Origin of the sequence: Pedobacter ghigonis (genome assembly GCF_903166585.1) — a bacterium.
Classification (GTDB): domain Bacteria; phylum Bacteroidota; class Bacteroidia; order Sphingobacteriales; family Sphingobacteriaceae; genus Pedobacter; species Pedobacter ghigonis.
On record NZ_CAESCM010000001.1, the window covers coordinates 607,942 to 625,595 of the forward strand.

Genomic DNA, 17,654 nt, shown 5'->3' on the forward strand with positions numbered 1-17,654 from the left:
TTTTTCTATCTGCTAGTGCCCTCACCGACCGAAACAACACCAATCAACTACACCATCGATCCTCCGTTCCGATTAAAGCTGCTGTTTTATTTCTTGCGGCCAACAAACCTGATTACTGATCCTAAACCATTATGAAACACACCTTCGTTTAGCACAATTTCTTTTTCTTCCAGCGCTATAATTTCGTAATTGGCAAAATCTGATTTTATTTCTTCGATAGAGAATAACATATCAAGCTCTTTTGGTCCACCAACCTTTTCATTTCTGGCAAGATAGTCGAGGTGGTTTTTACTAAACGCTTCAAAAATAATCACTCCACCTTTGCGTAAATAGCGATCTAATGTTTTGTGATAAGCTGATTTAATCTCCGCTGGAAAATGTGCATAAATTAACGCGATGGCATCAAATTGTTCTGCCTGGTAATCGAAGTGCTGCAACTCCACCACCTGGTAATCGATGCTCACCTGATTACTTTCAGCGAGTTGAATGGCTTTGTTTTTACCTTCGGCACTAATGTCAAAGGCCGAAACCTTCCAACCGAGCTTTGCGGCAAAAACTGCATTACGTCCTTCGCCTTCGGCCGGAAAAAGTATAGTGCCGGGATTTAGTTGTTCTAATTGTTCTTTAAGGTAATTATTAGGCTGTTCGCCATAAGCGAACTCTTCTGTACGGTATCTATCGTCCCATCTGTTTATCCAGGCTTCGTTCATCGGTTATAATTTTGTTTAAAATGGCTGATTAACCAACAAAATAAAGATATTGAATTTTGAGTGACTGGGCACTAAATTCCTTGCGGAGGTAGGTCTATTGGTTAAAAATTGATAAGGTGATGACGGTAGTGAATTGTGTAGTCTTTGACTCCGCTCAGGCTGACAAACTACATTAACGTTGACAAAGTGTTTACGCTATCGATTGGTGTCCTCACCGACCGATAGAGTATCTATCTAATATAGCGTTAATCTAACAAAAGTTAGTTAAGTCCTTCGATAAGCTCAGGATGATAGCCTTGGAGGTAAAAACGCCGTTTATTCACCTAGCACTACCTTCGGTTTATGAAACAACAAGCCCAGCAGCGAAAAGGCTATTACCGCAGCAGCACCGATTACGTTAAGCCATAAAAAGGAAATAATATCAAATTTATATACTGCAATCACCACAATTTCAGCCAGTATCGCTGAAATAAAAACCAATGGTCCATCAATTTTTTTGAAGTAAAAAGCGACAAGAAAGATACCCAATATCGGTCCGTAAAAAAGTGAACCTAAAACATTTACCGCTTCAATTAGCGACCCCATTTGCGTGGCAAACATAGCTACGGCGATCGAAAAAATCCCCCAGGCAAGCGTGTGTAGCCGGCTGTATTTGAGTTCTGTTTCATCATCCGGCGCTTCTGCCCCAAAAATAAGATGCACATCCTTTAACGAACATGCTGCAAGCGAATTGAGTGCGGCAGAGATTGAACCCCAGCTGGCCAGAAATATCACTGCAAAAAGTAGCCCCACCATCCCTACCGGCAGGGTATTTTTCACAAAATATAAGAAGATATAATTGGTATCTGTTTTCTCGGCATTATAATTCGATTGGTTAATAGCCTCTTCTACCCGGGTATGCAAGTCTTTTACCTTATTCTGCGTAGATTTAAAATCTGCAATCGATGCATTTAATAATGGAGATTGCTTTTCTTTTTCTGCCAGTATCTGATGCGATTGCTGCGTAAATTGTTTTTGTAATGCGTTGTGTTCTTTTTCAAAGGCAGCAGCTTGCCGAGGTTCTTTTTCCTTTAAATATTGATATGAACGTTCGTTAAAATAAATGGGCGCTGGTTTTAAAGAAAAGAAAGCAAACAATAAAGCACCAATCAGCAGGATCGCAAACTGCATCGGGATTTTAACCAGCCCGTTTAACAACAATCCCATCTTGGCATTGGTGTTGTCTTTTGCGGTAATATACCTGCCCACCTGACTCTGGTCAGTACCAAAATAAGAAAGCGCCAGAAAAAAGCCCCCGATTAGTCCGCTCCAGATATTGTATTTGTCTTTCCAATCGAATTCTGTAGTAATTACATTCAATTTTCCCGATTTGCCGGCCAGGTAAAGTGCATCTTTAAAGCCGATTCCATCGGGCATGTGCTGAATTAACAGGTAGCCGGCAAAAGCCATGGTACCCAAAATAATTAAAAACTGCAGTTTCTGCGTATGCGCTATAGCTTTGGCTCCCCCTACATAAGTATAAATTAACAAGATACCTCCGGTGAGGATGTTGGTTAAATAAATATTCCAGTTTAAAACACTCGATAAAATAATACTGGGTGCATAAATACTGATCCCGGTCGAGAGCCCTCTTGAAAACAAAAACAGAAGCGAAGTGAGCACGCGTGTCTTCTTATCGAAACGGTTTTCTAAATATTCGTATGCCGTATAAACATTCAGTTTTTGAAAAATGGGGATGAAAGTAATGCAGATTACAATCATGGCCAAAGGCAGACCAAAATAATATTGTACAAATCGCATCCCATCGGTATAAGCCTGTCCGGGTGCCGATAAAAAGGTAATGGCACTGGCTTGCGTAGCCATAATACCCAATAGGACAATGTACCAGGGCATTTTATTATCGGCTTTTAAATAAGAAGCATTGCTTTTTTGCCCGCGGCCAATAAAAACACCGTAGGCCACTACAGCAAAAAGGGTAAATATCAATACAGTCCAATCGATATTGCTCATGCCCAGAATTTAGTAAACAGGTAATAAAATACAATCTGAAACACCAGCGCAAGCGCTAAAAGGATGTACCAGGTGTTCCAGTTTTTAAATTGGTTTTTCATTATTTACCAGCTGATAAAAAGTTAAAAAATAACCTAGCAGCCCCCACATTTCCCGCCGGTAATTGCCTGAAAAATGCCAGCGGACTATAAATAAAATTGCCTTTACCATATTTGGCATACAAGGTAGATCCCTGCAATTGTTCTTCATCGGTATCGTGCATTTCGAAAAGCGTTTCATATTTATCATCCCACTTATCAGGAAAATAAGCTCCACGCTCCTGCACCCAACCTTTAAAATCTTCAGCAGTTATCTTATTCGGATAATTCAGCAACTTATGGTCTGGCTTTAGAATTTTCACCTCTGCGTTTTCTTCGGTTACCCTTTTACCACTAATGCTCAAAGGATAAATACCGAAATCCTGCAGTGCCATATCCTGAGTGGTATTGTACTGCATTACAATAGTACCACCATTTTCTACATAGCCGCGCAAAGCAGTTTGCCAGTTTTTAATCCTTTTTTCGGTGTTAATTACACGTACACCAGTTACCACTGCATCGTATGTAGCCAGTTTTGCCGCATTCTGAATGTCTGCTTCGGTTAACACGTCAACCTGCAAACCTGCCTGTCTTAAAAACTCAGGGATTAAATCGCCTGCTCCCTCAATGTAACCTATTTTTTTAGCAAGCACTTTAACATCGCCTTTTATTAGCCAGGTTGTAGCAGGCACGAAATATTGTAAAGTTGGAAGATGGGGGTATTGAATCATGACCTGTCCCCTGTTATATTCGGCACTTTCTGAAGAGAAAACAGCTTCCAGCTTGTTCTGACTTGTCTTAATTTTCGCCAAATCTTCGGCGGGGATTAAGAAATTACGGGTATTGATGGTGTTTTCGGTCAGGTTAATGCCCTGAAAGGTTTTAATAATCTGGTTGCCTATTTTGAAACTGATCTTACCATAATTGATATTCTTATTTGCCCTTAAACGTAAGGTAACATTTAAACCTTCCTTCTCTTTGGCGAAGTAAACCGGTTCGGTAAAATTCAAATCAAGCGCGGGAATAATCCGCAAGGCTTCAACCACATCGCCCTTAACCGGATCGAGTTTTTTGAATGATAATGGCAGCTGCACATCAAATTTTTCGCTTTCAATTTTTAGCGAAAGCAATACATTAACAGGCGACTGTACTTCAGCCAATCCAATCAATGTATCATTTGCGACACTAAAAGTTGCTGCATCTTTTGCCGGTTTAGCCAGCCAATAAGGTTCGGTCGGGGCAGCATCGGCAGGAATCTGGATTTTACGTTCGATGGTAATCAATGAATCGCCGGATAGTTTTCTATTGAGATTATCGGTTTGATTTAACCAGTTTACGCTTTCTAAAGTTACTGGAGTAGCTGATCTCGAAATTAAGTTTAAACGGAAATTATAGCTGTTGCCGGCAATGGCTTCGGGCTGATTGGTCACCACTTCGCCCATAAAACCTACACAGCTCAAAATAATACGATCAATGGCGGCAAGTTTATCTTTGCGCAAAGCTGCATCAGACAATTCGGCTATTTTTTTGCGTAGCATCAACAGTCCGTGCAAACTTTTATCGGGCTGGTTATAGTTGAAAGATAATAGGATAATATCAATCAATTCATCAATATCGCCTACACCTTTATCCGACCAGTTCATGCTTAAACCGTCAAAAAGTGTTCTTTTAGCAGGCTCACCAGCTACATGCGTAAAATATTCAGAACGTACACCGGCAACCGACTGCGTACCTGCACCCTGGCTTTTATGTAAACTTCGGCTCAATCCGGCCAGTTCTCCGTACCCCATTCCCAATTGCGCATCGTACTGCCCTGCGGTAATCTTTAACTGATTTTCGGCAGTGGTATTTACCGAACCAAACCTAAAAGTATTCCACAGTAACCTTTTGGGCTGCCAAACCGAAACATATTTCAGTTGATTTGGGAACATGTTTTTATCAGCAGCTGCTTTAAATGCCTTTTCCGCCACCACAGCCGAAGCTGCGTGCTGCCCATGTCCTGCCGCAGCAGTAGGTGGAAAACGGCAGATAATCACATCTGGCCTGAATTTCCGGATTACCCAAACTACGTCGGCAGTAATGCTATCGGCATCCCATTGTTTAAAAGTATCGTTGGTATTTTTAGAGAAACCAAAATCAATGGCCCGGGTAAAAAACTGCTGGGCACCATCCAATTTCCGGGCCTCTAAAAGCTCGTGTGTTCTAATCAAACCCAAAGCAGCGCCTTGCTCAGTACCCAAAAGGTTCTGTCCCCCATCACCGCGTGTAAGCGATAAATAAGCGGTTTCTACATTTTGTTCGTTAATTAACCACGATAGCAATCCTGTATTTTCATCATCGGGATGGGCAGCTAAGTATAAAACCTTGGGTAAGTGCTTTAAGGTTTTCAGTTCCCTGTAAATCTCGGCTGATTTTGCTGGGCGCACTTGTTGGGCGGCACAGAACATTACCGGTAAGCATAGGGTGAATATGGCAGTTAATCTTTTGAACATATTATTTGTTTTGCGAAACTCAAATATGCTCAAAAAGCTTTTACTTTAGCGCTTCGGAAACGAAAAAGGTACAAAAAATGGCGCTTCTCCGATTTACAACCTTTTAAAAACGGATTCAAGCAAATGGATATAGAGGGTTATCCCTTCCTCAATTTCTTCAATCAGTACAAACTCGTCAGCAGTATGCGATCTGGCCGATTCGCCTGGCCCCATTTTTACCGATGGCATGCTCAACCAGCCCTGATCGGAACTGGTAGGCGAAACATAGGTTTTTCTACCCAGGGCTAATCCGGCAACAACAAGCGGATGCAGCACATCGATATTGGATGGATTGAGCACATTTGGACGCACATTGAAACTGCACAGGGTATGGTTGATGATAACATTCAGTATTTCCCGCGGGGTATAATTGTGATCGAAACGGATATCGACCGTAAAATGGCATTCGCCGGGCACAATATTATGCTGCAAACCCGCATTGATTTGTGTAACCGTCATTTTTACCGGAGCAGGCAAATGATCCTCAATCGGGAAATGAAAATGCGAAAACCATTCGATATCCTTAATGGCTTTATAAATGGCATTATCGCCTTCCTCGCGCGCCGCGTGGCCCGAGCGTCCTTTGGCTACACAATCAATTACCATCGAACCTTTTTCGGCAATGGCCATGTGCATACCGGTTGGCTCGCCAACTATGGCAAAAGAAATGGGTTTAAGATCGTCTAAAATGCTCCTGATACCGTTTACACCCGAAGTTTCTTCTTCCCCGGTGGCTGCCAGGCATAAATTGAAGGGCAGGTCTTTCGATTCGTAAAAGTAAATAAAGGCCGAAATGAGTGATACCAGAGAAGCTCCTGCATCGTTACTGCCCAAACCGTGAATTTTTTCGTCGTATATCAATGCACGGAAAGGGTCTAAGCTATATTGCTCGTTGGGCTTTACCGTATCGTGGTGCGAGTTGAGCAGAATAGTCGGTTTTGCAATGTCGAAATATTTGTTGTAGCACCATACATTATTGTTTTTACGAATGGTGTTGATACCGTGTTTGGCCAGATGCGATTCTATTTCGCTGGCTGTTCCTTGCTCTGAGCCGCTAAAAGATGGGATCGCAATTAAAGCGGATAAAAGTTCAAGCGCTTCATTATACAATTGGTTTAAATCGGGATGGCTGGTCAGTGGTTTTTCTGCGATATTCATGATGTGATTAAATGCTTTCAAGGTTTATGTTTTGTTTCAATTGAAGTGTATTTTCGGCGCTGGCAATAATTTGATCGATATGTTCGGGACTGAACAACATGGCCGTGCACAAGCAATTACTTTTATTTTTACTTTCGAGGATTGCGTAGTTTACGCAGCTCTTACAGCTTTCCCAAAATGCCGTATCCTGGGTAATTTGCGCATAGGTTACGGGCTCGAAGCCCAGCTGGCTGTTCATTTTCATAATGGCTGCCCCAGAGGTAATGCTGAATATTTTCGCATTGGGGTACAAACGGCGGGACAGGCTGAAAATCCGGTTCTTAATACTTTTGGCAACACCTGAATTTCTAAACTTCGGTGCAACAATTAATCCTGAATTGGAGATGAAGGCATTATTTTGCCAGCCTTCGAAATAGGAAAAACCAACCCATTCGCCACCGGCAGTTACTGCAATTACCGCTTTGCCGGCAATCATCTTTTCGACAATGGAGGCTGCTGTTCTTTTCGAAATGCCCGAACCTCTTAACAATGCTGAGCTTTGTGTTTCAGCTACAATTTCATCTGCATATTTTGCATCCGCTTTGGTTGCAACCCTGACAAAAATTATTGAATTGTTCATTTTAATAAAATTTCATGTTTGCCAGTCATCAAAAGCAATACCCGCAGCAGAAACAAACCATTAAAATACTGATTATCAATACAAAAATTTAAAACAAATAAGCAGCTATCGCGACCAGCACCAGCAAAACCTTACCATTTTGAAAGGCTTTTTACCATATTGAAAACCTTTTAGACTAACCATAATTAATTGATAAAGTCGCCAACTAAAGCCAAAGGCCTCAATTATCACATTCGTTAATAATTCGGTATATTTATTGTTAATATTGCAGCATAAATTTAACCTATGAATGGGATGGTCCTCATCATCGATGATGAAAAGAAAATCTGCAGTTTACTTTCCAGAATTATAGAGTTGGAGGGCTTTAAAACCCTCCAGGCCAATACCGGAAAAGAAGGACTAAAACTTTTAAAAAATAACGACGTAAGCATTGTCATCAGCGATGTAAAGCTGCCAGATGTAAACGGGGTTGCACTGGTTAAAGATATCAAAGCCATTAAACCTTTTGTCGAAATCATTAACCTGACCGCTTACGGAACCATTGCCGATGGCGTATTGGCCATTAAAAACGGGGCCTTCGATTACCTGGTTAAAGGCGACGACAACGATAAGATTATTCCGCTTCTATACCGTGCAATGGATAAATCCAATCTGCAACGTCGTGTGGCTGAGCTGGAAAATAAAATTGCACAAAAGCACAGTTTCGAAACCATTATCGGTCAATCTAAAGCTTTAAAAGAAGCCATTGATTTGGCAAGAAAAGTAAGCGTAACCGATACTACAGTTTTGCTTTTAGGCGAAACAGGTACCGGTAAAGAAGTTTTTGCACAATCGATTCATTATGCGAGCCCCAGAGCGGAAAAACCTTTTGTCGCACTGAATTGCAGCGGTTTTAGTCCCGATTTACTGGAAAGTGAGCTTTTTGGTTACAAAGCCGGTGCATTTACAGGTGCCAATAAAGATAAAAAAGGCTTATTGGAAGAGGCCAATGGTGGCACTTTGCTTTTGGATGAAATCGGCGAAATGAACCTCGACCTGCAAGCCAAGCTACTGCGGGTACTGGAGAGCCAAACCTTCATTAAAGTGGGCGATACGCATACCCAACAGGTAAATGTGAGGATTTTAGCCGCAACCAATAAAGATTTAAAAGGCGATGCCGCTTCTGGCAAATTCCGCTCAGACCTTTATTACCGCTTATCGGTTTTTACCCTTACGCTACCGCCCTTGCGCGAACGTAAGACGGATATCCCTGCTTTGGCTAAACATTACCTCAAGGCATTTGCCGATAAGGTAAACCGGGCAGTGCCTAAAATGGACGATAAAATTCTATCCATACTAACCGATCATAGCTGGAAAGGAAATATCCGCGAACTTAAGAACGTAATTGAACGCCTCGTCATCCTATCCGATGGTGATACTTTAAGTGCAACTGCCCTGCCTCCTGAATTTTTTGAGTTTATGCCAGCAGAAAATGAATATAATTTACAGCAGATTGAAAAACAGCACATCCAAAAAGTACTCATCCATACCAAAGGCAATAAAACTGAAACTTCGAGATTATTGGGGATAGGCTTAACTACGCTTTACCGTAAAATAGAGGAGTATCAAATTAAAGAGGTTTAAAGGAAGGCTGAAAGACTAAAGCTAGGTAAAAGACCGGGGTCGGAGGCTTGAAAGTCGGAAGATCAGATAACTATTATCTATACCCCCTTAGGTGTCTTAGTTGGTAAATAATAGTGTGGGATGAATTCCCCAGAATGTCTAAAGTTATACATCTGGCGGTAAATTAGAGACCCTGAAATAGATTCAGGGTGACGGATCGGGGGTATGGCTTTAACTGCCTTATATGGTGAAATAGCAAAACTAAGCCCCAAACCTGATCCACTTATCCCCTTCGTGCCCGAATATAAAAGATCCTGGGTGTAGCATTTCAGCAATATCTTCAATTAAAGAAACCGCATTTTCAGCAGTTCTTTCGCGGTTTACATCATCATTTAATAAAATAATGCGGTTGTTTTGTACCGCCTGCCACTCGGTATTTAGTGCAGCGGGTACTTCGCGCATTAAATCGGTAAGTGCTTTGCCTGGTTGGTAATAAATAATAAATACCGCATTTAAAACATCGGTTTCAACCATTCCGCCGGCTAAGGCAATTTCTTCGGTTAGCAGGTAGTTTGGATTATTGCTCGTATCCAGACAGGCCACCGGCATTTTATCCATAAATTTAATCTTATGTTCTACTAAATCTAAACGTTCCTGTAATTCTTCCTGTTTAGTAGCATCGAGGCCAATAAATAAATCGTTTAAAAAAGACATCTGCATTAAATTTATTAATTTGTGCAAAAATAACATTCCTACCCGATGCGAGGCTCATTTAATTATATATTTTGGATTTTTTGTGCGAGCCTGATTTTTAGTTGTAAGGAAAACACCAGTCATAAGGATAAAAAAGTCTTCAATATTAACCTCGATCAGGGCTTAACTTCTATCGACCCGGCTTTTGCCCGCAACCAGAATGCCATCTGGATGACCAACCAGATTTTTAATGGTTTGGTGCAGGTCGATTCATCGCTGCAAACTATTCCATGCATTGCTAAAAGCTGGCAGATTTCTGCCGATGCCTTAACTTATACCTTCAACCTGCGCAACGATGTTTACTTTCATGATGATCCTGTTTTTAAAAACGGAAAGGGCCGGAAAGTTGTAGCCAGCGATTTCGCCTATAGTTTTTACCGTTTAATTGATCCAAAAGTCGCATCATCGGGCGGCTGGATTTTTAGCGATAAGGTAAAGGATGAGCATAATTTCATTGCCTTAAATGATTCTACTTTTCAGATTAAGCTGGTGCGCCCCTTCCCGCCGTTTATGAGTTTGCTTACCACGCAATATTGCTCGGTAGTACCCAAAGAAATTGTAACCCGTTATGGCAAGGATTTCAGGAGCCATCCTATTGGTACAGGGCCTTTTAAATTTAAATACTGGAAAGAGGGCGAAATTCTGGTGCTTTTAAAAAATGAGCACTATTTCGAAAAGGATGAAAAAGGCGTTCCATTACCTTACCTCGATGCAGTAAAAGCTACTTTTATTACCGACAAGCAAAGCGGGTTTATGAGCTTCTTAAAAAAAGATCTCGATTTTTATTACAATGTAGACGGGAGTTACCGCGACGATATCCTGACTAAAAGTGGAAAAATGACCACTAAATACAAAGGAAAATTCAGCCTGACCAAAAGCCCCTACTTGTGCACCGAATATGTAGGCATTTTGGTAGATACCAACCTGGCCATTGTTAAAAACTCGCCTTTGCGTTTAAAAAAAATCAGGCAGGCCATTAACTATGCTATTGATAAAGAGAAGCTCATTAAATACCTGCGCAATGGAATTGGTGTAGCAGCAACCTCTGGTTTTATTCCGAAAGGAATGCCAGGTTTTGATAGCCTGGCCGTCAAAGGTTATGCTTATAACCCCAAGCTTGCTGCAAAACTTTTAGCAGAAGCAGGTTTCCCTGAAGGTAATGGCCTGACAGAAATTACCCTGAACACCACTACCACCTACAAAGACCTGATTGAGTTTATACAGGGCGAATTAACAGCTGTTGGCATTAAAACCAAAATTGATGTAAGCCCGAGTGCCAGTTTAAGAGACCTGATGTCGAAAAACCATGTAAACTTTTTCCGCGGCTCCTGGCTGGCCGATTATGGAGATGGCGAAAATTTCCTTTCCATGTTTTATTCGAAAAACAAAGTGCCCTACGGCCCCAACTATACGGCCTTTTACAACAAAGCCTTCGACCAATTATTTGAACAGAGCTATTACGAACCTGATAACGAAAAGCGTTTTGCACTATACCGCAAAATGGATCAGATTGTGATGGATTATGCACCAGTAGTACCACTATTTTACGATCAATCGGTGGTGATGTTGCAGAACAACATTTCCGGATATTCTTTTAATCCGCAGAGCCTGATGATTTTGAAACGGGTTAAAAAACAATAAAAATAAATTCCTTTTTCAACAAACCTTATTAAATAAAAAATCCTTTCCGAAGAAATTCAGAAAGGATTTGCATGTATATAGATTGGGTATTTTATTGCTGAACGCCACCGCCCATTCCGCCGCCACCTTGCTGCTGTTCTTGCTTGATATCGTCGTTTTTGATCTTTTTCTTCTCTGTAAATTTAAGCTTACCAAAAGAGTAACTGAAGTTAACACCAAACGAGCGCAATGGGTAATAAATGTTTGTGCTTTGGTACAGCGTACTAATTTTATTGCCATCAGTAGTAACCGAATTATTAACCGTTTTAATGTGTAAATCTCTGGTAAACGGATTTAAAGTGTTGATACCTATCGATCCTTTTTTATTCAGAATATCTTTTTTGAACGAAGCGCCATAAAACACCATAGCATCTGTTTTACCCTGATAGGTTCTTCTTGGCGAATTTACCACACCAAACAATTCGAAGTTATAACCTTTACCAAATCCATATGCAGAGCGGCCAAATATGTTATAGTTTAAAAAGGTACCCGTGCTTACATTAGTTAAAGTATTGCTTACTTCATAAGTGTTTACTCCAATATTGGTCATTAAAGTCCATTTTGGTTTAGGGTTGTAAGATGCAAAAACATTGGCACCATAAGTTTGGGCAACCCCCACGTTAATAAAGGTTGTTAAAGTTTTATCAACTCCGTTTTCTTTAAAAGAGCTAATAGAACTCTCAATAACACCTCCGGTACGGCGATAAAATACCGAAGCATTAATTACCGAACCTTTAATAAAAGTTGAGTAGCCCAACTCCAGGTTATCACTTAATTCAGGAGCCAAACCAGGTTTTCCTTCTCTAACATTAAACTGATCGCTCTCGTTGCGGAAAGGATTTAAATAAGATAAACTCGGTCTTTGCACCCTGCGGTTATAGCTTAATTTCAAAGTTGCATTTCCTTTAAGTGTTTGCGAGATGATTGCACTTGGAAACAGGTTAAAATAATCGTTTTTCTGTATGCCAGCCTTTTCAGTGTTAAAACTGATGCTGGTATATTCTGATCTCAAACCACCTTTAAAATTCAGTTTCTTACTTAATTTGAAGCTGATCACACCATAAGCCGATGCTACATTTTGATCGTAATCGAAGTCACCCTCACTCTGATTGCTAAATTCGCTGCTGATATTTCTGAAAATACCCTTAGCACCCACCTCTAAAATGGTCGATTTGCTAAACGGATAGGTATAGTCGGTTTGCGCAGTATATTCTTTGTTTTTACCAGTATTGTTGTTATTAATCGGTTTAAATGTAGAACCCACAATTTCATTCTGGAATTCTGTCGTATTTCTTCCGGTTGATAACTGACCCGAAATGGTAAACTCTTCACCTTCTTTTTTGTTTGTGTGCTTATAATCTACGTTCCAGTCGAAGTTACTGAAGCCCATGTCCATATCACTTTTATTCACCAATGGCACGCCATTAATAATATAATCAGCGCTACCAGGTCCTCCGTTAGAAAAGTTATTGTATTTTAAGTTAGAGCTCAGGTTGTTATAAGCATTAAAATCATAATCTACACCAACACTTCCGTTATAACCATTGCGACTCCATTTCGAGTAACCATCCTGCAAAATGTTGTTATAAGTTGTTTTGGTTAAACTGTCTATACGTGTATTATTTTCGAATTGCACCCTCGATTTCTGCGCATAAGCCAGATTGGTACCTAAACTTGTATTGATGCTCAACCGGCCTGTTTTTGCCGTTAAGTTAAACGCACCGTTATTTTGACGGGTACCTACAGAAGCATTAACCGTTCCACTCACCCCTTGCGCATTCGATTTTTTGGTGATGATGTTGATGATACCACCTGAGCCCTCAGCATCGTATTTAGCCGATGGACTGGTAATCACCTCTACACTTTTAATCTGCTCAGCAGGAATCATTTTTAAAGCATCGGCAACACTACTGGCCATTGTACCGGAAGGTTTACCATTAATCAACACACGCACGGCACCGCCACGTAACTGCACGTTTCCATCTACATCAACAGATAGCATCGGCACTTTACGCATTACATCGGTCGCATCGCCACCTGCGTTGGTACCATCAGCCTCTGCATTGTACACCATTCTGTCGATCTTATTTTCGATAACGGCTTTAGTACCTTGCACCTGAACATCGGCCAAAGTATTTTCTGTAGAAGAAATATAAATGGTACCCATGTTATTATCGGGTTTGGCAGGTGTTGTGGTAACCAATATCGTTTTGGTTTTGTAACCCATGAAGCCGATCATCAGCTTATAAGCATCGGGTGATACATTTTGGAGGGTTAATTTTCCTTTTTCGTCGGTAACACCACCGTTAACCGATTTATTATCTTTTGCGTTAATTAACGATACTGTTGCGTAATCAATAGGTTTTTTAGTTAATGAATCTAATATAACGGCCGTAATACGTCCGGTAACAGTTGTTTTTTTTGCTCCCCCACCAAAGCCGCCAGCAGGAAACTGGGCATGCACTTTAATAAATAGTCCAAGGGTAAGGGTTAATAGTAGCAGTTTTTTCATGTTAGGAGTTAGTCTTTTGTAATTAGTCTGCGCAAATTGCATAATGTTACAATTTTACGCCATACTTTTTACGTGAGTTGTTTAATTTGGTCGGCAAAGATCGTTCTTTTATCGGTAAAAATAAAACTACCGATAAAGATAGTTCAGTGTTGAAAGCCAGCGGATAACAATAGGAAATGTGGTATACAAAAAATGGGTGACAGAAACCCTTTTCCTATCACCCATGTAATATTTTTTAGCGATTGATTAGCTCACCGTGTTTTTTGCTTATCGCCCTGTATTATTTGGCCGCGAGTACACCATCTGCATTACATTGATATTGCGCATGGCAAAAGCAGCTTCGCAATAGTTTAAATAATAATTCCATTTGCGGATAAAAGTTTCGCCAAAACCAAGTGCCTTAACTTTATCGAGGTTCTTATTAAATTCTATAAACCATAAATGAAGTGTGCGTGCGTAGTCCAGTCCCATGTCTTTTAAATCAACAAGTGTTAAATCGCCGGTTTCGTTTATCGCTTTATTCATAGCGGCAACCGATGGTAAAAGGGATCCCGGAAATATATGTTTCTGGATCCAGTCTACCCCGGTACGCAATTTATCATACCGGCTATCGGGCGAGGTAATTACCTGAAAAGCGAAAATACCATCGGGTTTTAAAAGCTCCTGACATTTTTCAAAATAGGCTTCCAGGTATTGATGCCCAACAGCTTCGAGCATTTCTATCGATACAATCTTATCAAAAGTTCCGGTAATTTTGCGGTAATCCTGGATAATAATCGAGACTTTATCTTCGAGCTTTTCGGCTAAAACCCGCTCCTGGGCCAATTTCTGTTGCTCCTTAGAAATGGTAACCGAGGTAACTTTACAGCCATATTTTTTAGCCAGAAAGATGGCGTTCCCGCCCCAACCACTACCAATTTCCAAAACATGATCGGTAGCTTTAATTTTCAGTTGCTTGGCCAGGCGATCGTACTTGGCATACTGCGATTCTTCCAGGCTGGTATGCTCATTTAGAAAATAACCACTCGAGTAAGTCATCGTTTTATCTAAAAAAGTAGCAAAGAAATCATTGTTCAGATCGTAATGTTCCGAAATATTTTTCTGCGATCCGGCCAGTGTGTTGGCCCTTTTTACATGGTAAATTTTGTTTACCCATTTCAACAGGCCCAAAGCAAACGATTTAACCTTACTACCGGTAACCGAGGGTGCATTTTCGATATTCAGGATAACCCATTTAATAACATTGGTAATGTTTGTGGTATCCCAAAGGCCATCGGTATAAGCCTCACCAAAACCGATATCGCCATAAAGTGCTATCGATTTAAAAAAATCGGGATGGTTAACCTGGATATTGGCCTCGATTTTATGTTCTCCATTGCCAAAAACCAAAATTTCTCCGTTTGGCATCGAAAGTTCCAGTTTCCCCAAAGTCATTTTAGACAGCGCATTAAGCACTACTTTTTCGAAAAACCCGGTTGATGTTTTGGTAGCGACAAGCGTATTCATAATCTATATCTTTAAATCTTTTGGTTTAAGGTTTGTATGGCTTATATACGTTACGTTGCAGCTCAGGGTTTTCGGCTTTGGGGTGAAAAGGTATCTTTTTTAACCAAAGCTTTAGTGCCTGCCAATGGATCATGCCCATAACCTGCAGCGGAATTAATGGTATCGAGAAGAAATACCTCAACATACTACAGTTTGTTAACAATTTGCTTTCACCTTTTAAAGTACTGATAAAAAAACGGTTACCCGCTTTATCCAGGTCATCAATTTCAATATCTAGTTTATCTGCAGGCACCTTCAGTTTAAAATCGAAAACATTGTCGTGATCGATAAATGGTGATACATAAAAATATTTTGTTGTTATTTTTTTAAAGGTATCGCCATGCAACTCATCTTTTCCGAAGAAAAACAGCTTCATTTCGCGGTAGGTATTGCTGATTTCTGCTACGCAACACTCCGGGTTACCCAATTGATCAAAACAATAATAAAAGGAAACCGGATTAAAGTTATATCCCAAAACATTGAGATTGGTGAGCAGTTTTATTTTAAGTTCGCTACCATCTACTCCATTTTCTTTCAAATAAGCTGTTAAATGCTGGCGGGTATTTTTGGTTTTATCGGGATTTTCTTTGGGCAGCTGCAGGTGCTCGCTATCACGAAAGGAAAAAAGATTAAACTTATTGTAGCTAAACCAGCGTAACTTTTGAGCAAGCACATCCAATTCATCCAGATCGATATAGAACATATACACCCTGTACCAAAAAGAATGTTTTTTGGGTGCTAAGCGGTGATGCATCACTTTGGCGGTATACAGGTTTGAGTTTAATAGCATTGCTTATACAATTTACGAAATTTTAAACTTGTTGTCATTCTGAGCGTAGCGAAGAATCTCTTTATATTAATGCTCACGATAATTGTTGTATGATCTTTTTAGATCAAATACTCTTTTTACCGCTTAAAGATTCTTCGCTATCAATGACAGAAACGCATAGAATTATCGTCATTGCGAGGTACGAAACAATCTTAATGCGCTCGCTAACTAACGATAGTTGTAAGATTGCTTCGTTGGCTGAAAAAGCCTTCTCGCAATGACGAATCACTAATATTGATTTTTATACAATAAATTAACCCTCAAAATGACAGACATTTATTTACAGTTTTAAACACAAATCCACTGCACTCTTGTAAGCATCTTCGTGGAACCCATATTTAAAGTAACTCCCGCAGTAATATATTGGTCCGCTTTCATTTAGTTTGTGCAACGATTCTTGTGCTTGCATCGCCGGTACATCAAACAGCGGATGGTGATAATCGATCTCTTTGATCACCTTTTCCGGGTTTAACGTTTCGGTTGGATTAATGGAAACAAAGTAATGCTTCTTTTTAGAAACGCCCTGCAAATTGTTCATCCAGTAAATGGTACTTGGCAATAATTTATCGCCCTGTTTTTCTACCCGGTAATTCCAGCTGCTCCAGGCCAGTTTAGCTTTGGGCATTTGTGTTTCATCGGTATGCACAACAGCTTTATTTAGCTGGTATTTGAATTTAGAAAGTAACGTTGTTTCCAAATTGGTTTTATCCTGTACGATTTCGAAAGTCTGATCGGCATGGCTGGCCATAATCACCTTATCGTATTCCAGTTTTTCGCCTCCTGCTGTTTCGACTTCAACCCTTCCATTTTGCAGCCGTTTTACCGCAACAACTTTGGTGTTGGTTTTAATCCGGTCGCGGAAAGGGGCAATGAGTTTTTCTCGGTAAGCCTGACTCCCATTTTGCAGGGTGTACCACTGGTGCTGGGTATTTAAACCTAAAAAACCATGATTTTTAAAGAAACGGATCAGCGTTACCGCCGGAAAATCCAAAATCTGTTCCATTGGGGCGCTCCAAACGGCTGCACTCATGGGAATAAGGTACTGCCAGAGCATCTCGTCGCTATAACCAAATTCTTTAAAGAATTTTCCGATCGAATAATCCTGATATTCGGGTTTATCCAGAATTTCTATACTTTCTTTGTTGAAACGGTTAATCTGCATCAACATCTTTAAATAAGGAATATTGAACAGGTTTTTGCGCTGTGCAAACAGGTGATTTAAACTTGAACCACTGTATTCTAACTTTTTTGGCAGAAACTGAACGCTGAAAGACATATCTGTTTTGATAACGGGTGCGTCAATTTCGCCGAATAGCTCGGTAAGGTTGGGATAGGTTTGGTAATTAAAAACCATAAAGCCGCTGTCGAGATAAATGGGCTGACCATCTTCTTCGAGTGTAATGGTATTGGTATGGCCACCAATATAATCCAGTTCCTCAAATAGGGTAATATCGTATTGATGCTGCAGTTTATGGGCGCAACCCATTCCTGCTATTCCGGAGCCAATAATGGCGAGTGTTTTCATGAGGAGATAAAATATGGGAGATGGAACATGGATGATGCAAGATGTATGATGGACGAAGTAAGATGGATGATGGGAAATGGATGATGATGATGTATTATTGCCT

Annotated in this window: 12 protein-coding genes; 2 read left to right on the forward strand and 10 right to left on the reverse strand. The window is 40.4% G+C overall.

From position 1 onward, the window contains the following. Window positions 1-86: 86 nt before the first annotated feature. The 5 genes from HWV58_RS02410 to HWV58_RS02430 all read right to left on the reverse strand — a co-directional run bounded on the left by HWV58_RS02410 (window position 87) and on the right by HWV58_RS02430 (window position 7,105). Window positions 87-710, reverse strand: a complete 624-nt coding sequence (locus HWV58_RS02410; protein ID WP_175632529.1) for a class I SAM-dependent methyltransferase — start codon at window positions 708-710, stop codon at window positions 87-89. Between the two features lie 315 nt (window positions 711-1,025). Next, window positions 1,026-2,720 carry a sodium:solute symporter gene (locus tag HWV58_RS02415; protein ID WP_175632530.1) on the reverse strand — a complete coding sequence of 565 codons (1,695 nt, stop codon included), beginning with the start codon at window positions 2,718-2,720 and terminating at the stop codon, window positions 1,026-1,028. 100 nt (window positions 2,721-2,820) lie between these two features. Beyond that, entirely contained in the window at window positions 2,821-5,289 is a 2,469-nt protein-coding gene (locus HWV58_RS02420) for a PIG-L family deacetylase (RefSeq protein WP_175632531.1), read from the reverse strand. Window positions 5,290-5,382: 93 nt separating this feature from the next. Beyond that, a complete protein-coding gene (locus HWV58_RS02425; RefSeq protein WP_175632532.1) occupies window positions 5,383-6,486 on the reverse strand; it encodes a M20/M25/M40 family metallo-hydrolase in 1,104 nt (367 codons plus the stop codon). A gap of 7 nt (window positions 6,487-6,493) precedes the next feature. Next, complete coding sequence (locus tag HWV58_RS02430; protein ID WP_175632533.1) at window positions 6,494-7,105, reverse strand: N-acetyltransferase; 612 nt, start codon at window positions 7,103-7,105, stop codon at window positions 6,494-6,496. Window positions 7,106-7,390: 285 nt separating this feature from the next. Between HWV58_RS02430 and HWV58_RS02435 the strand changes: the two genes are divergently transcribed. Then, complete coding sequence (locus HWV58_RS02435; RefSeq protein WP_175632534.1) at window positions 7,391-8,728, forward strand: sigma-54-dependent transcriptional regulator; 1,338 nt, start codon at window positions 7,391-7,393, stop codon at window positions 8,726-8,728. A 240-nt stretch (window positions 8,729-8,968) separates the two neighbouring features. Here the strand turns inward: HWV58_RS02435 and HWV58_RS02440 are convergent, their stop codons facing one another. Continuing rightward, window positions 8,969-9,421, reverse strand: a complete 453-nt coding sequence (locus HWV58_RS02440) for a substrate-binding domain-containing protein (RefSeq protein WP_175632535.1) — start codon at window positions 9,419-9,421, stop codon at window positions 8,969-8,971. Between the two features lie 45 nt (window positions 9,422-9,466). On the opposite strand from HWV58_RS02440, the gene HWV58_RS02445 reads away from it, so the two are divergent. Further along, complete coding sequence (locus HWV58_RS02445) at window positions 9,467-11,101, forward strand: ABC transporter substrate-binding protein (protein ID WP_175632536.1); 1,635 nt, start codon at window positions 9,467-9,469, stop codon at window positions 11,099-11,101. A gap of 91 nt (window positions 11,102-11,192) precedes the next feature. On the opposite strand, the gene HWV58_RS02450 is transcribed toward HWV58_RS02445, so the two are convergent. From HWV58_RS02450 to HWV58_RS02465, 4 genes are all read right to left on the reverse strand, one after another. Further along, the gene (locus HWV58_RS02450; protein WP_175632537.1) at window positions 11,193-13,652 is read right to left on the reverse strand and encodes a TonB-dependent receptor domain-containing protein; all 2,460 of its coding nucleotides are present in this window, start codon (window positions 13,650-13,652) and stop codon (window positions 11,193-11,195) included. Window positions 13,653-13,919: 267 nt separating this feature from the next. Beyond that, window positions 13,920-15,158, reverse strand: coding sequence for an SAM-dependent methyltransferase (locus HWV58_RS02455; RefSeq protein ID WP_175632538.1), 1,239 nt, complete (start codon window positions 15,156-15,158; stop codon window positions 13,920-13,922). Window positions 15,159-15,183: 25 nt separating this feature from the next. Further along, window positions 15,184-15,987, reverse strand: coding sequence for a DUF1365 domain-containing protein (locus tag HWV58_RS02460; RefSeq protein ID WP_175632539.1), 804 nt, complete (start codon window positions 15,985-15,987; stop codon window positions 15,184-15,186). Between the two features lie 319 nt (window positions 15,988-16,306). Beyond that, window positions 16,307-17,551, reverse strand: a complete 1,245-nt coding sequence (locus HWV58_RS02465) for an NAD(P)/FAD-dependent oxidoreductase (RefSeq protein ID WP_175632540.1) — start codon at window positions 17,549-17,551, stop codon at window positions 16,307-16,309. Window positions 17,552-17,654 lie beyond the last annotated feature (103 nt).

Excerpts from the sequence above, each read along its gene's own strand:
- HWV58_RS02450 (WP_175632537.1), bottom strand. The coding sequence starts at position 13,652 with ATGAAAAAACTGCTACTATTAACCCTTACCCTTGGACTATTTATTAAA.
- HWV58_RS02465 (WP_175632540.1), bottom strand. The coding sequence starts at position 17,551 with ATGAAAACACTCGCCATTATTGGCTCCGGAATAGCAGGAATGGGTTGC.
- HWV58_RS02420 (WP_175632531.1), bottom strand. The coding sequence starts at position 5,289 with ATGTTCAAAAGATTAACTGCCATATTCACCCTATGCTTACCGGTAATG.
- HWV58_RS02460 (WP_175632539.1), bottom strand. The coding sequence starts at position 15,987 with ATGCTATTAAACTCAAACCTGTATACCGCCAAAGTGATGCATCACCGC.
- HWV58_RS02430 (WP_175632533.1), bottom strand. The coding sequence starts at position 7,105 with ATGAACAATTCAATAATTTTTGTCAGGGTTGCAACCAAAGCGGATGCA.
- HWV58_RS02410 (WP_175632529.1), bottom strand. The coding sequence starts at position 710 with ATGAACGAAGCCTGGATAAACAGATGGGACGATAGATACCGTACAGAA.
- HWV58_RS02445 (WP_175632536.1), top strand. The coding sequence starts at position 9,467 with ATGCGAGGCTCATTTAATTATATATTTTGGATTTTTTGTGCGAGCCTG.
- HWV58_RS02440 (WP_175632535.1), bottom strand. The coding sequence starts at position 9,421 with ATGTCTTTTTTAAACGATTTATTTATTGGCCTCGATGCTACTAAACAG.
- HWV58_RS02435 (WP_175632534.1), top strand. The coding sequence starts at position 7,391 with ATGAATGGGATGGTCCTCATCATCGATGATGAAAAGAAAATCTGCAGT.
- HWV58_RS02455 (WP_175632538.1), bottom strand. The coding sequence starts at position 15,158 with ATGAATACGCTTGTCGCTACCAAAACATCAACCGGGTTTTTCGAAAAA.
- HWV58_RS02415 (WP_175632530.1), bottom strand. The coding sequence starts at position 2,720 with ATGAGCAATATCGATTGGACTGTATTGATATTTACCCTTTTTGCTGTA.
- HWV58_RS02425 (WP_175632532.1), bottom strand. The coding sequence starts at position 6,486 with ATGAATATCGCAGAAAAACCACTGACCAGCCATCCCGATTTAAACCAA.